Annotated in this window: 11 protein-coding genes; 5 read left to right on the top strand and 6 right to left on the bottom strand. The window is 44.4% G+C overall.

The annotated features are described in order from the left end of the window. Window positions 1–17: 17 nt before the first annotated feature. A complete protein-coding gene (gene lnt / locus JMX63_RS08445; RefSeq protein WP_201572023.1) occupies window positions 18–1,592 on the bottom strand; it encodes an apolipoprotein N-acyltransferase in 1,575 nt (524 codons plus the stop codon). A gap of 275 nt (window positions 1,593–1,867) precedes the next feature. Continuing rightward, a complete protein-coding gene (locus tag JMX63_RS08440; protein WP_201572021.1) occupies window positions 1,868–2,767 on the bottom strand; it encodes a CBS domain-containing protein in 900 nt (299 codons plus the stop codon). A 288-nt stretch (window positions 2,768–3,055) separates the two neighbouring features. On the opposite strand from JMX63_RS08440, the gene JMX63_RS08435 reads away from it, so the two are divergent. After that, window positions 3,056–4,369 carry an Lnb N-terminal periplasmic domain-containing protein gene (locus JMX63_RS08435; RefSeq protein ID WP_201572012.1) on the top strand — a complete coding sequence of 438 codons (1,314 nt, stop codon included), beginning with the start codon at window positions 3,056–3,058 and terminating at the stop codon, window positions 4,367–4,369. A 23-nt stretch (window positions 4,370–4,392) separates the two neighbouring features. On the opposite strand, the gene JMX63_RS08430 is transcribed toward JMX63_RS08435, so the two are convergent. After that, window positions 4,393–4,986, bottom strand: a complete 594-nt coding sequence (locus JMX63_RS08430) for a YcgN family cysteine cluster protein (protein WP_201549024.1) — start codon at window positions 4,984–4,986, stop codon at window positions 4,393–4,395. 160 nt (window positions 4,987–5,146) lie between these two features. On the opposite strand from JMX63_RS08430, the gene JMX63_RS08425 reads away from it, so the two are divergent. From JMX63_RS08425 to ylqF, 3 genes are all read left to right on the top strand, one after another. Then, the gene (locus tag JMX63_RS08425) at window positions 5,147–5,884 is read left to right on the top strand and encodes a dienelactone hydrolase family protein (RefSeq protein ID WP_201572010.1); all 738 of its coding nucleotides are present in this window, start codon (window positions 5,147–5,149) and stop codon (window positions 5,882–5,884) included. A 172-nt stretch (window positions 5,885–6,056) separates the two neighbouring features. Next, window positions 6,057–9,272: a DUF2339 domain-containing protein gene (locus tag JMX63_RS08420; RefSeq protein ID WP_201572008.1), complete on the top strand. Its 3,216-nt coding sequence runs from the start codon at window positions 6,057–6,059 to the stop codon at window positions 9,270–9,272. Window positions 9,273–9,415: 143 nt separating this feature from the next. Further along, window positions 9,416–10,372: a ribosome biogenesis GTPase YlqF gene (ylqF, locus tag JMX63_RS08415; protein ID WP_102092071.1), complete on the top strand. Its 957-nt coding sequence runs from the start codon at window positions 9,416–9,418 to the stop codon at window positions 10,370–10,372. A 21-nt stretch (window positions 10,373–10,393) separates the two neighbouring features. On the opposite strand, the gene JMX63_RS08410 is transcribed toward ylqF, so the two are convergent. After that, window positions 10,394–10,789 (bottom strand): hypothetical protein, encoded by a 396-nt coding sequence (locus JMX63_RS08410; protein WP_201572007.1) that lies wholly within the window; start codon window positions 10,787–10,789, stop codon window positions 10,394–10,396. Between the two features lie 6 nt (window positions 10,790–10,795). Continuing rightward, complete coding sequence (locus JMX63_RS08405) at window positions 10,796–11,920, bottom strand: hypothetical protein (protein ID WP_201572006.1); 1,125 nt, start codon at window positions 11,918–11,920, stop codon at window positions 10,796–10,798. 188 nt (window positions 11,921–12,108) lie between these two features. On the opposite strand from JMX63_RS08405, the gene mutY reads away from it, so the two are divergent. Continuing rightward, a complete protein-coding gene (mutY, locus tag JMX63_RS08400) occupies window positions 12,109–13,350 on the top strand; it encodes an A/G-specific adenine glycosylase (protein WP_201572005.1) in 1,242 nt (413 codons plus the stop codon). 227 nt (window positions 13,351–13,577) lie between these two features. On the opposite strand, the gene JMX63_RS08395 is transcribed toward mutY, so the two are convergent. After that, complete coding sequence (locus tag JMX63_RS08395; protein WP_201572004.1) at window positions 13,578–14,480, bottom strand: acyl-CoA thioesterase; 903 nt, start codon at window positions 14,478–14,480, stop codon at window positions 13,578–13,580. Window positions 14,481–14,734: the final 254 nt, after the last annotated feature.

The following is a 14,734-nucleotide window of genomic DNA, read 5'->3' as shown; positions in this document are numbered from 1 at the left end:
CGTTTTACTTAACAATACTACTTAACCAAACGTACTGGAGTCTTAGTACGTTTACCCAAATAGCTGAGTATCAGAAGCAGTGTCATGATAAACAACATAGGATACTGACCAAAGCGCATAAACGGCGTGTTGCCAACTCGTGCCTGAATATCACCGCGCAATACAGTACGTTCAAACTGCGGTGCACGCTCTACGATACGACCTTTGTGGTCAATAATAGCTGTCACCCCCGTGTTGGTCGCTCGCATAAACCAGCGACCGTTTTCTAGCGCGCGCATCTGTACCATTTGTAAATGCTGTAATGGGCCTGCTGACTTACCGAACCAAGCATCGTTTGAGATGGTCAATAAGAAGTCCGTGCCAATCGCATTTTTGCGCGTAGTGTCTGGATAGGCCACTTCGTAACAGATGGCTGCGCCTAGGTTGTGCCCTCGAACACGCAGCGGCGACTGCTGATCACTGCCGCGACTATAGCTCATAATGTCTTGGCTACCTGCTAGATTTGGCAGAATATCAAGCACGCCTTGGAATGGAATATATTCCCCAAATGGCACCAGACGTTGCTTCTTATACAGGCCTTCTGCCTGTGCTCCTAGCGCTACCACGCTATTGTAGAACGGAGGATATTTATCTGTACTGGCATCAAACGCCGCTTCATCCTTATAAGGAATACCAGTCACCCATGTCGTGTCAGTCTCTTTGGCCATTGCGACCATTTCACTGATAAAACCAACAGCTTCTGTCTGAAACATAGGAATCGACGATTCAGGCCACAGCACGATGTCACGCCCCCACTCATCACGGGTTAACGTTGCATAGATTTTTAGCGTCTCAATCTGATACTCGGTGAGCCATTTTAGGTCTTGCGGGATATTACCCTGAATCAGCGACACCGATAGATCAGGAGTGCCTTTTGGTTTGGTCCACTGCGGATTGATTAACCATAGCGTGCTACTAATGATAAGCAATGCTATCGATGGAATCATATAGCCACCACGGCGGCGCAACAGCTCAACGATACTGGCAGCCAGTAGTACCGCCACAAAAGAAACCGCAAAGACACCAGCCACAGGCGCGAGCGACGACAACCAGTACTGCTCAGTAAACGCATAACCAACGAATAGCCAAGGAAAACCAGTAAATAGCCACGTTTTCATCCACTCTTGGAGTATCCACAGGGCGGCAAAAGATAAAGGTTGCTTGCCGACCACACGATTAAAGATGAGCGCCAAAAATCCATGGAACAGTCCCATGCCTAGACCCATGAGCGCAATCATAATCAGCGCAAGCCATGCAGGCGTATCGCCATAAACGTGTATCGAGGTATATAGCCAAAACGCGCCAACACACCACAGTCCCGTACCGTAGGCTTGACCAATTAGAAAGGCGCGGCGACCTGTCATCGCTGGTACCAATAACGCATATAAGATGGCAGGTGATACCAAGGCAACTGGCCAAATACCATAAGGCGCGAGCGCGAGTATGAAAGCTGCCCCTGCCAGCCAAGCTAATAGTACCGTCAACCCCATATGTAAACCTTTTGGCTTATCGGGGTTCAGACGTTTTTGTAAATCAACAGTAGACAGACGCATAGCAGTTATCCAAAACCATATTTTCTAAAATTTCTCAGCTAAGCGATGAGATAACACTCACGCAAAACCTGACTGCACAATGCTTTATGCAGGGCCACAAATAAAACCCACCCATGATACCAGTCAAAACCTACAAGTGGGTAAATTTGCGTAGCTAAAACCTCATTCTAAAGACCAAAAGGCAGAAAGCAAAAAACACGATTTTTCATCGTGTTTTTTATTAATTTGCTAACAAGTTTTATTCATTGACCAACTATCGTGACACTATAAGTAAGCTAGTGGCTGCCTATCAATATCTGTTGCTCGGCATTGGTTTTGGTCAGCTCTAGGTTTTGGATAAATCGCCCTTCTACATCGGTAATGGTAATTTTCCAATCATCTATCACGACGCTCTCACCTTCTAAATCACCAACGAAGCCAAGTGCTTGCATGACCAAACCGCCCATCGTATCGACATCGGTATCGTCAAAATGACTACCCAGCTCATCATTACAGTCTTCAATTACTGTAGACGCTTGGACACGCCATGTGTTTGGTTTTTCTGGATCAGGGACGATGTTATTGATATCGCTGTCTTCATCAAAGTCATCATGCTCATCAACGATGTCGCCAACGATTTCTTCCAACAAATCTTCCATGGTGACCACACCACCGAAGTTACCAAACTCATCAACGACAATCGCCATATGTACTTGGGTACGCTGCAATGAGCGTAGCAAGGTATCAGAACGAGCCGTCTCACTGATATATAACGGCTGACGCACCAAATCTTTGAGACGTTTACTGTCAATTTTGTCTTCTTGGTTGCGAACCATATGTACCAAAATCGGAATTAAGTCTTTTGCCAATAAGATACCGATGACAGCATCATCGTCTTGACTGTCAAAAACAGGATAGCGCGAATGGGTGGTCTCAAGAATGATGTCCATCACTTCAGCAAGACTGGTGCTCTCGTGCAGACCAATTACTTGCGGACGGGGCGTCATGATTTCGCGGACTTGTGTCGCAGGCAAATCTAGCACGCCTTCTAGCATATCGACCGTATCAGGCTCTAAAAACTGGCGCGAGTCTTGTACCAGACGAATCAATTCATCACGGGTTTCGGGGGCGGTCGATAGCCAGCGTTTTAAGCCGCGCATCGACCAACTACTCGGGCTGGGAGTGTCGTCAGACATGGTGGTGTGATTTAACCTCTTTAGTTAATAAAAATTAGAATAGTATTCAATAAAAAAACGAACAATACTCAATAAAAAAATAAGTAGAGCCTAGATGGGGATAAAAGTAGCAAATAAAACAGCTGGTTTGTTATTAATTACTGCATGAATAACAAACTAGCTAGTACAAATTAGCTTCACTTTATCGCAAGGCTCACCGACATTCAACGACAAATTCACTCAAATTGTATTGTCAGCGTGTTATAAACTTTGCTATGGTCAAAGCCTTTATTTATCAAAGCAAACCCTATGTCGCTACGTTCCTTCTTTTCTCGCTTACTCTCGTCGCATACGCGTAGTCGACTGTCAGACAGTCGTGGCTTAGAGAGCCGTGGTTTAGAGAGTCTGGACTTAAAACGCAAAACATTAGAACGTAAACAGCCAAAGCCTACATGGCGCCAGCGTCTTGTGACTTTTTTAATTGCCGTTACGTTATTGTTATCAGCGCTATGGTTATTACTCGCGATTTGGTATCAATATGGCGTCAGCTCAGTATTAACTTGGCTTGCGACAATAGCAATTGTAGGCATATTAGCTGCGCTGCTAAGTACACGTTATTGGAATGTCGTCACAAGAGTATTGCACAGTGACTCACTATCTAATAAAAAATCAATTAGCAAAGGCACAGCAACTAAGCTGCTTATCGGTATATATGGCGCTGTTTGGCTCGTGGGTCTAGGTTGGTTTTTTTCTATCGAACCGAAACAAGATCGAGAATGGATGGCTGAGGTCGACCAGCGAGTCTCCTATGAGCGCGATGCGACCAATCCTGACTTGATTACCTTAACCAATGTTCGAAACTTTGATTGGCAAACTGAAGAGGATGCTACCGAGCACTGGGATACTCGTACGATTGATCTGTCTAAACTCTCTGGCGTTGATGTGACCAATTCTTATTGGATGGGACCGCTAATCGCTCATACTTTAGTTAGCTTTCGATTTGAAGATGATAGACCACTTGCCTTCTCATTCGAGATACGTAAAGAAGATGGCGAGTCTTTTTCAGCACTTGCTGGCTTTTTTCGACGTTATGAGCTGAGCCTGATTGCCGCAGAAGAGCGCGATATTATCTATACGCGTAGCAACGCACGCGGTGAGCAAGTCTATCTGTTTCCTATCAGCAATTTGCAGCAACATGAGGTGAGATCGTTGTTTGAATCTTACCTAACCGCAATGGATGAGTTGAATACCAAGCCCGCTTGGTACAACACGTTGACGAGTAACTGTACTAATATTATCTTTTATATGGCGCGTATCGTTAGTGGTGATCGCTTGCCGTGGGATTATCGAATCTGGGTCTCTGGTTGGCTACCAAACTATCTATATGATGTTGGCATGCTGGATGCTGCGCCTGAAAAGCAAAACCAGCCTTGGTCGATGGATACGTGGTATGAGCGCACCCATATTAATCCAAAATCGAGTGGCTTCAATAACCTGCACTCTATTGCCAATAGCCGTGAGTTCTCTCGGCAAATTCGTCAAGATATTCCAATACCACCATTGGCCGACTCTCAATCTAGTGCTGAAGCAAAAGCCAAATCGACTGCTCAGGTATCTTATTAGCGTGATAATCTTCCCTATAGCAGTTATGGATTCACCCAATTAACCACACGTGTTTCCATCTCTTCATCAGACATACCAATCTCCGATATACAGCGGCCAGCGACACCCACATTAGCCGCACGCATCTCGTGCTGGGTGACTACAGCATCCTCAGTCAATAATAGATGCCAGCTTGGTAAATTCTGCCCTTTATACAAGCGCTTGTAGGCGCAATGCGATGGTAGCCACATCATATTAGGCAAGTTGTCCATGGTCAGCTGAATACAGTCTGGTACGTGCTCTTGACGTGTGGCATAGTGTTGACAATAACCTGTCGCACAGTCCATGAGCTGACACGTCACATCGGTATACTCGACCAGCTCTTCGTCATCATCATTATCGATGTATTTGATTAAGCAGCAGCTGCCGCAGCCATCACACAACGCTTCCCATTCGCTATGGTTTAGCTCGTTTAAGGCAAATCTTGACCAAAACTGCGGGCGTAGTGGCTCAGACCTAGAATCAGTATCAGCACTATCAGGAAATAAACTTACCGATTGCGCAAGCTTACCATCTGGATTGACGCCTGAATGCAAGCCTGATTGTTCATCATTTTTGTTTAAGAAATTTATAGTCATAGGGTCGCAGTAGCATTTTGATAAAGAGCGTTACACTATTATAGCTGTTTTTGCTAGATATGGGCGTTAAGGTAGTACAAGTTAGAAAACGAACCATCACAATGACAAATAATCAAAACGACGAATAATTAAAACTCATAACATAAAAAAGGACAATCATATGTCAGTTAAGACTTTCGAGTTAATCAGTACCACCGAAAACGGTGTTGAACTCATCAGCTATGTGGCACTACCAGAGAACGCTTCTGATGATAACCCAGCAGCAGGTATTCTGGTTGCACCAGAATGGTGGGGCGTGGTCGATCATCCAAAATCAGTAGTAGAGCGTTTGGCAGAAGCTGGTTATGCAGCGGTCGCAATGGACGTCTATGGCGAAGGCAAACTCACTACCGATGCCGCACAAGCGAACATGTGGATGGAGCAAGTGCTTGCTGATCAAGACATGCTGATGGCACGCTGCCGCTTAATCCTTAATGACTTCAGCGATCAGTTGTCAGTCGATGGTGATAACCTAGGCGCAATCGGTTACTGCTTCGGTGGTAAAGTTGTACTAGATATGGCTCGCGAAGGCATGCCGCTAAAAGCCGTTGCCACGTTCCATGGTAACCCAACCCCAAAACAGCCAGCAGACAAAAACTTTGCAGCAAAAGTGTTGGTCGCTCATGGACGTGATGACTCAATGGTATCAATGGATGCTATCGAAGGTCTAAAATCAGAGCTAGATGCAGCCGATGTTGACTACACTATCGACGTTTATGACAATGCCAAACATGGCTTTACCAATCCGCATGCTGATGAGCGTGCAGCCAAAAATGAAGTAGATCTTGGCTACAATGAAGCTGCTGCTAAACAAAGCTGGGAAAACATGCTTGAGTTTATGAAAGCCAATTTAGCATAAAAAACGATTTGGTATAAAGACCATTAAAAAGGGTAGCTTAATTATTAAGCTACCCTTTTATTTTGAGTGTCATTCTAGCATTTGTCTTTTAGCCCAGTAATCAGAGTAGTCTTGTGCTTCTTATCAAATCACGTCATTATCACTTTACTATAAACTGGATTGAGTGACGAAGATGTTGTATCTAATGGTGACCCAGTTGGGCTGGCTGGCTTTTACGATTTTATTGATCGTAGTGGTCGCATTATATACTAGGATAGCTCGAAAAATCGAGCATCTACGCCGTGATGTAACGACGCTGCAAGCTGAGCTTGAGCAGCAAAGACATCGTATTATGTCGCCTCCATCTGCACCTTTGATCGATAAAAGCAATTACGCACGCAACACTACTACTAACGATAATGATCTTAAAGACAATATTCCTAAAGACCATGTTCCTAAAGACAGTAACACTAAAGACCATGATGCTAAAGAAATAGCTTTTGACTCACAACACTCTTCTCTAGATAATCGGCTGCCTGTATCACCACCACCGCTTCCTACCGTTGCTTCAAACTCGACCACACATGCAGCATCAAATATATCTAATAGTAAATCTATAGACGATAACGCCTCGATAAATACGAAAAATACGGCGTCGTCCGCACCGATTGAGCCAGATGAACGCTCATTACCTATTGTGACCTCGCTCATTCATTCAATAAAAAACTGGTTTTTCGGTGGCAACTTGGTCGTGCGAGTCGGCGTACTGGTGCTGCTGGTAGGTGTGGTGCTCCTGCTTCGCTTATTGAGCGAATATATCGAGATTTCAATTACCACAAAGCTGATAGCAGTTGGCGTTACAGGGTTAGCATTGGCAGCGCTTGGGTTAAAGCTAACGGCAAAACGCTTCTCATATGGGATTACGCTACAAGGTGCAGGTTTAGCAATTGCGTATCTAAGTACCTTTTTTGCTTACAGTGTTTATGAAATCATTCCTAGTGTCCCAAGCTTTATCGGACTTGGGTTATTGTCTGCCATTACCATTGCCCTCGCCGTACGTCAGAACGCCTTCCCATTGGCATTACTGGCATTATCGGGTGGTTTTTTTGCACCGATTTTGACCAGTGAAGATACTGGCAGCTTGGTCATCTTATTTAGCTATTATCTACTGCTAAACGTCACCATTGCTGTTATTGCTCATTATCGACCGTGGAAGATATTGAACTTATTCGGTGTGACTGTGACCTTTAGCCTCGCCTATTATTGGGGAATCAGCGGAAATCTAGACGCTGTCATTGAATCACAGCGTTGGTCATTGACTTTGTTGGTTGCCTTGCATTTGAGTCTTTACCTGTTTGTCGTAATTCGCTACGCACAGCAAATCATTGCTTATAACACGCTTAATGAAAAAGTTCTCAGCCATACCGATAACGCAAATGACATAGAGCATTTAAACGAAGTCCATGTGGGCAATAGCACGTATCTATTTCCCATTGATACTGGTTTACTATTTTCAGTACCGCTACTGGCCTTTGGCTTATTTTCTGCTTTATTAGAGGATATTCCTCATGCTTTGACTATTGTCAGTGCCGTTTTAGGCGCGGTTTATCTTGGCTTAGGCTGGCTATTTATCCAGCGTAGTCAGCGATATGCCTTAATTACTGAAGGTATGTTGGCGTTAGGGTTTGGATTTTTGGCCTTAGTGATTCCGTTGGCACTCGATGCAGAATGGATTGCTTTTGGCTGGTCGGTACAAGGATTGGCCTTGGCATGGTTTGGACGACGCTCACTGCGCGCATGGTCGGTATTATTCGGTGTGCTATTGCAGCTCATCAGTGTCGTCATGTTGATGGCTACCATCGTATTCTCTAGCAATGACTATCCGATTTTAGCCTTGAGTATTTCAGCGATTGCTTATATAGCCACCGTATTCATCTTACGTGCCAGCAACTCGCCAGCGATGTTGAACGACCACTTGGATGCCGACTTAAATGCAAACTCAGACAGTCATTTAGCACAGGCTAAAGAAAAAAACACCACATCAGACTCAATCACGACATACGCCAGTGCATTGGGTATCAGTGACCAAGCCGCGCAGCAGTGGCTGACTTCGGTCAATAGCCAAAGCAAAGTGTTTGGCCTCGTTTGGCGCAGCCCTAGATTGATATGGTTTCTGACCTTGACCGCGATGGCTTGGATGCTACAAGTACTGATGCTTGATTTGCATCATTGGTTTGATATCTGGCAATCAAGCACGACGGTAATTGCACTGGCAGCACTCATCAGCTTGATTGCTTATTGGGTCATCAATCGCTATCGTCCGTGGGCGGAAATTAGACAGCTTAGTCATGGATTATTGGCCCTGTTCTACTTCATGCTAATACTGCAACTGCCACAAAAGTTTGAGCGAAATTTAACATGGTCAACAACGGAATGGTTGGTGTTTGTAGGGTTAATAATCGGCTGGTTAGTCATGGGGCAGCTATGGCTAAAAACATGGTCTGATACATGGTCTGATACATGGTCTGATAATAAGAATACCTCACGCTATACTGATGCAAGCTGGCTAGGTACGGGTATCTTACTCATTGCTGCCGCGGCGCATTATGGCCTACCAGACTCTGATGGCGTAATGGCTTTCTTGTTTTCAGCGGTACTCATATTGTCTGGGTTATGGTTCAACCATCGTTATCTTAGTCAAAATGAAGAAAATACCTCAACCAATAAAACTGTAGGACAAGATCTGCTGTATTGGTTTGATTGGCAGCAAGCAGTATTAGGATGCGCTGCCATTTTTGCTCTCATTGCTTTACTGTGGGTAGTTCTTACCAATTGGTCTTATGACGGTGTGATTTGGGGACTGTCTTATTTTCCATTGTTTAATCTATATGACATCACATCTTGGCTGACACTATCGGTTGGTTTTAGTCTGTATTACATCAGCCAACGCCGACACAATGAAACCATTACCGAGCCGAGTGCAGCTGCCAAATCTAAGCGCGTATTCACTGCTGAGAGTCTGTTAATTGTATTGGGACTGATCAGTTTTTGGTTGACTTCAAGCATGTTAGTCAGAACGCTACACGCCTTTATTGGCACGCCACTTTGGAATGACTATCAAGGCGGCGCATGGCAGAGCGAGCAAGTACAAACAGGGCTGACGATTCTATGGACGCTCTTGGCATTGGTCGCTACCATCAGGGCGAGTCGCTATTGGCAGCGTGCGCTTTGGTTTATGGGTATTGGGTTGTTAGGTATTGTCGTACTTAAGCTGGTCTTAGTCGATTTGTCACAGACTGAGGCAATTTGGCGAGTCATATCTTTCCTTGGCGCGGGCAGTTTGATTCTGCTCATTGGTTATTTGGCACCACTACCACCCTCGCACGATGAAATAACGGATAAGACGTAACCATAACCTGATCACGACCTCGCATCATGGTTAAGTGAAATTGTGCCGTGAGCAATGTGGTTCTGTAGTAAACTGGACACCATTAGAAAGTAAACATTGATTGTTTTACTTTTAGCATTTTTTATAAAAGGTTATGAAAGCAGATGGATAAGAGAGCAAGTATTCAGTGGTTCCCTGGGCACATGAACAAAGCCCGTAACGAAATCAAAGAAGTCATGCCGCAGATGGATTTGGTCATCGAGGTCATCGATGCGCGTATTCCATATAGTAGTGAAAACCCAATGGTCGCAGCACTACGCGGCGAAAAACCTGTTATCAAAATCCTGAACAAAGCTGACCTTGCCGATCCTGAATTAACTCAAGCATGGATGGATTATCTTGAGCAGCAAGATGGGGTCAAAGCCATTGCTTGCGACACCGAAAAAGCCAATGATGTCAAACGCATCATCGCCATCTGTAAACATCTAGTACCTAATAAAGTCGGGACTGGTCGTCAAATCAAAGCGATGATTATGGGTATTCCAAACGTTGGCAAATCAACGCTGATCAATACGCTAGCAGGACGCGCGGTAGCAAGAACCGGTGATGAGCCAGCCGTGACCAAATCGCAGCAGCTGATTAAACTCGACGATGACATCATGCTCTATGATACACCCGGTATGCTATGGCCAAAAGTTGAAAACGAAAACTCTGGTTATCGTTTAGCAGCAACAGGCGGTATTCGTGATACGGCTTTTGACTTCGCTGATGTGGCAAGCTATACCGCTGAATACTTGATGCAAGCCTATCCTGAGCTGCTAAAAACCCGCTACAAAATTGAAGAGCTGCCAAAGACTGACTGGGAGTTTTTTGAAGTGGCTGGACGTAATCGCGGCTGTGTACGCGCGGGCAATCAAGTCGATACTTATCGTATGTCTGAGATTCTCATTAACGAACTGCGTAGCGCGAAGATTGGTCGTATAACGTTAGAGACACCAGCGATGACTGAAGCTGAAGAAATCGTGGTCGCTGAACAACGACTCGCTGCTGAAGAAAAGAAAAAAGCGAAAGAGGAAGAAAAACGCTTACGTCGTTTGAAGACTCGGAAGAATCGGAAGTAGGTTTGATAAACGTAAAACCAATCATGTAGAAGTAAAAATCTTCCCGTCAGGCAAAGAAACCAACCCTAGCAAATAATAAAATACCAACCCATGTTTCTTTGCCAATGGTGCAATTACTCTAGCAGCTTCTTGCATATTACTATCTGGCAGCGGCAGAGAAACAGCAAAGGTATCCTGTAGCTGTACATGGGCAACCGTTGCCCCAAATGCTAATGAAAGCTCAAATGATAAATCACCTTCGTGAGCCAGTTGCTGTAGCTCAGTGGCGAACTTTAATAGGTTTTCGCTATGAGCGCTGACTTCTACCTCTAGTAGCTGTGGTAATAATACACCTGCGCTATCATACGAGTCTGGCAGATACTCATCGCCATCACCCAAGCTTGCATCCCAAACATAAAACAAAGCATATTCATGCATAGCTGGCTACTCCAATGGCTCTACGGTAGATAAAATCTCTAAAAGTCTATCCCAGCGCTCATTCATTCTATGCTTAACATAATCGTTTGGTGAGTTATTAATCAGATCACGATACTGGGTAACCAACTCATCAAAGTCCTCTCGACCTGCAAGTTTGGCTAAAATAAGTTGTATATCCGCACTTTCACCATGGCTATGCCCTTTTGCAATCTTATTATGTAGTAACAAAAAAAGCTGATTGTAGCTGTCTATCTGATCTACTTCATCCAGTTTACTGACAAACTCAGTATTGATAAATTCAGGAATCTGTTTTTGCTTATCTGAAAAGCTGCTATAACATACATTCATATAATCTAGCTTTAAATAAGGAGATTGTCGAGTAAGCTCAGTTGGCAGCGATACTTTATCGTAAATCTCTTCAAAAGCTGGTGATACAAAATACGCATGAATCTTTAATATAAAATAGCCGTTCTTACCTTCTGCTCCTCCAGTTAGCCGCACATGACCATAAGGCATGGGCTTGGTACAACCATCGACTTCAAGAGAGTCAATAACGTTAGCGCTTGTTACTTGGCTACGCTGATAACCATAACGTTCTAAACAATCATGCATGAATGGGTGCAGTATTTTTTCAAAGTCCTCTCTATCTCTAGGAACCTGTGCCTCTGGCTTATAAATATCAGCGGACTGTTTTGCCAGCGCCCGCTTTTCTTTTAGCAGTGCCATGCCTCTTGCGATGTTAGGCGGATAGATCGTACCATCTGGATAGGCGACCATACCCCGCGTGTCATAAAACACTAGCCCTAATTCTTCACATAAAGGGACGATAACATCTAGCGCTTCACCGTGCAGTGCTTCAGGTGTGGGCATGGCGACGCAAGCGGTTTTAGGATGTGTTTTCATCTCTAAATTTGTATTTACGTAGGATTCATAAAAGACTTCTGAATAATCCGAGGTTCTGGCTTCGTTCACGAGAAGATCTGCCAGCTCAATAATGTTTGGACTAATATCATCCACTGGCTGCTGGCGCAAAGCTTCAAAATCGTGCGTTGCTTGTTCCCATGAGCTATCTTTACTTGGTGTACAAGTAATTTGATGGATATCCCAAACGAAAAAGGTTTGTGCTGACAATATACTCTCTCCTAAACTATTAATGAAAACAATGGTTCTACTTATATTTATTATTAAACCAACAATGAATAGTTAAACTATATTCTTCCATAAAAATAACAGACCATTGCATAGCGACCTGCATCACCCCATAAACAAAGATAACCTTTTATAGTCTGATATTTCTTATTAATTGACAAGGATTATTCTTGCCTACTTTATTCTCTCAACCTGATTCATCTTTAAACTCCTTCGCCTCCCGCCTCCTTGACTGGTTCGCTGAAAACGGTCGCCACGACTTACCTTGGCAACAGCACCAAACTGATACGCCTAACCCTTATATTGTTTGGCTATCCGAAGTCATGCTACAGCAAACGCAAGTGACTACGGTGCTGCCCTACTTTGCGCGTTTTATGGACTCCTTTCCGAGCGTGCAGGATTTAGCCGCAGCAGAATGGGATTTGGTTGCCGAGCATTGGGCGGGGCTTGGTTACTATGCGCGCGCGCGTAATCTGCATAAAGGCGCCAAGCAACTGGTTGCAGTGATTGATGAAACGGGCGAGTTTCCGCAGACGCTAGCAGGATGGGAAACGATTTCTGGCGTTGGGCCATCGACTGCTGGCGCGATTATGGCAATGGGACTACATCGCTATGGCGTCATCTGTGATGGTAATGTCAAACGAGTGCTCACCCGTTGGGCGGCGATTGATGGTGATATTACTAAATCTGCCACCACTAAAGAGCTGTGGGTATTGGCAGAACGTTTGACGCCTATAGAGAACTCAGGACTATTTGCGCAAGCCATGATGGATATGGGTGCGACATTATGTACCCGTAGCAAGCCTGCCTGCCTATTATGTCCATTAAAAGAAGACTGCCTAGCCCATGCGCAAGGGCGTGAGACTGATTATCCCGTCAAAGCCAAAAAGCAGCCCAAACCTAGTAAGTTCAGTGATGCCCTGCTGATCGAAAGTGCAGATGGTGACATACTATGGCTACAGCGCCCTGACAACGGTATCTGGGGTGGATTATGGAGCTTACCATTACAGTTCGTGGAAAAAGTTGATGGTAAAACGAGTGGTAACACTGCGAAGAAAGTAGAAGCTAACGATGACAAACTATCGAATATGCCAAATGACGTACGTAGTAATGAAAAAGTATACGAAGCAGAATTTACCACTGCCGAGCAAATCATAAATGAATGGCTGATAAAAAATGAACTGGTGGCAAAATCAGTTAGCAATACCTTGCTCGATGATGCGCCTATCAAGCATTCGCTGACGCACTTTCACTGGTATCTAACCCCGCGTAAATTGACGATTGACGCGACGCAGGTAACTGAGTTAAATCAGAAGTTAGCAGCGGCTGAAATTGACTTTAAGTGGCTAACCGAACAAAAAGCGCAAGACAGCCTAGGACTGCCTCGCGCGATGGTTAAAATCTTAGAATAAGAAATTGGAATAAAAAAAGCGGTGGTGTTCTAAAAAGTATGCTGGCGATAAAAGTCAATACGAAATCTATGCTAAGTTCTCTGATTCTATAAGGCTTTCAAGGCTTCAAAAATTGTTCAAATTTTAATCAGCATACTTTTTGACACACCACCAAAAAAGCGACTCACTATTAATAATGAGTCGCTTTTTTATGATGACAATCTAAAAGCAGCTGAGCCTACAGCACTTTAAGATTTTGGCACACGCAAACGCATCAGGCCTTCTTGTTGCACGGTAGCGACCAGCTTACCATCTTGCCAAAACTGTCCGTGGTTTAGCCCTTTCGCATTGGATGTCGTGTCACTCCACATGTCGTACAGCATCCATTCGTTCAAATCAAAATCGCGATGAAAATGCATTGAATGATCGATGCTCGCCGCTTGTAGACCGCTGGTCATAAAGCTGACGCCATGCGACATCAGCCCTGTACCAACCAAATAAAAGTCTGACGAGAATGCCAATAGTGCCTGCTGAATAGCCACTGGCTGATTGCCTAACTCACGAATGCGTAGCCAGTTTGCTTGCTTGGGTTTCATAGGTTCTGGGCTAATCGGATTACGCGGCTTCACTGGCTTAATCTCGACATGACGGCGGCGCATAAATCTTGCTTTTAGTGCTTCTGGCACTTTTCCGACGTTCTCTTCTTTTAGATCTTGCTCTGTCAGCAAGTCTTCTGGCGGTGGATAGACAGGCATGTCTTCTTGATACTCAAGCCCATCTTCCATCGGTGAAAACGAGGCAATCATTGAAAATATCACTTGCTCAACAGGCGGCTTACCACGTACTTCTTTGTACTGAATAGCGGTGACTTCACGTGCAGACAAGCTACGACCATCACGCAATCGACGGACTTGGTATATCACCGGTTGGTTAATATCACCACCACGCAAAAAATACCCATGCAGTGAGTGACAAGGTTTGTCTTTATCTAATGTATGCGCCGCTGCCATAATCGCTTGAGCGAGCACTTGCCCACCAAATATACGACTGCCCACATAGTCATGGCTTTTACCCTCAAACACATCAGGGGTAACTTCAATAAGCGCGATAGTAGCCAGCAGCTCATCAATCAGTTGTAGATTGTCGGACATGACGATATGTTTCCTTATTTTTATCAAAAACGCTCAGCATCTGATGATATTGATGCCATATAGCCATCATATTTGAATGTAAAATAATGCGAGATCACTTGTTAAGATCTGTCGAAGGAGATCTTAAAATAAACATACAGACATCGTTAGCGATGTTATCACCGAATATTTATTTTCTATAGAAAAGGTAAACATCTTACCCAATATTAGTGGCTTTGACTAGTTACTGTCGGCTTACTCATAAGTATTGCTTA

The sequence above is a fragment of the Psychrobacter nivimaris genome, assembly GCF_904846365.1.
In the GTDB taxonomy this organism is placed as follows: domain Bacteria; phylum Pseudomonadota; class Gammaproteobacteria; order Pseudomonadales; family Moraxellaceae; genus Psychrobacter; species Psychrobacter nivimaris_B.
This window is presented reverse-complemented; position numbering and strand designations above follow the sequence as displayed.

Coding starts and splice junctions, on each gene's coding strand:
- lnt (WP_201572023.1), bottom strand. CDS start 1,592: ATGCGTCTGTCTACTGTTGATTTACAAAAACGTCTGAACCCCGATAAG.
- JMX63_RS08440 (WP_201572021.1), bottom strand. CDS start 2,767: ATGTCTGACGACACTCCCAGCCCGAGTAGTTGGTCGATGCGCGGCTTA.
- JMX63_RS08435 (WP_201572012.1), top strand. CDS start 3,056: ATGTCGCTACGTTCCTTCTTTTCTCGCTTACTCTCGTCGCATACGCGT.
- JMX63_RS08430 (WP_201549024.1), bottom strand. CDS start 4,986: ATGACTATAAATTTCTTAAACAAAAATGATGAACAATCAGGCTTGCAT.
- JMX63_RS08425 (WP_201572010.1), top strand. CDS start 5,147: ATGTCAGTTAAGACTTTCGAGTTAATCAGTACCACCGAAAACGGTGTT.
- JMX63_RS08420 (WP_201572008.1), top strand. CDS start 6,057: ATGTTGTATCTAATGGTGACCCAGTTGGGCTGGCTGGCTTTTACGATT.
- ylqF (WP_102092071.1), top strand. CDS start 9,416: ATGGATAAGAGAGCAAGTATTCAGTGGTTCCCTGGGCACATGAACAAA.
- JMX63_RS08410 (WP_201572007.1), bottom strand. CDS start 10,789: ATGCATGAATATGCTTTGTTTTATGTTTGGGATGCAAGCTTGGGTGAT.
- JMX63_RS08395 (WP_201572004.1), bottom strand. CDS start 14,480: ATGTCCGACAATCTACAACTGATTGATGAGCTGCTGGCTACTATCGCG.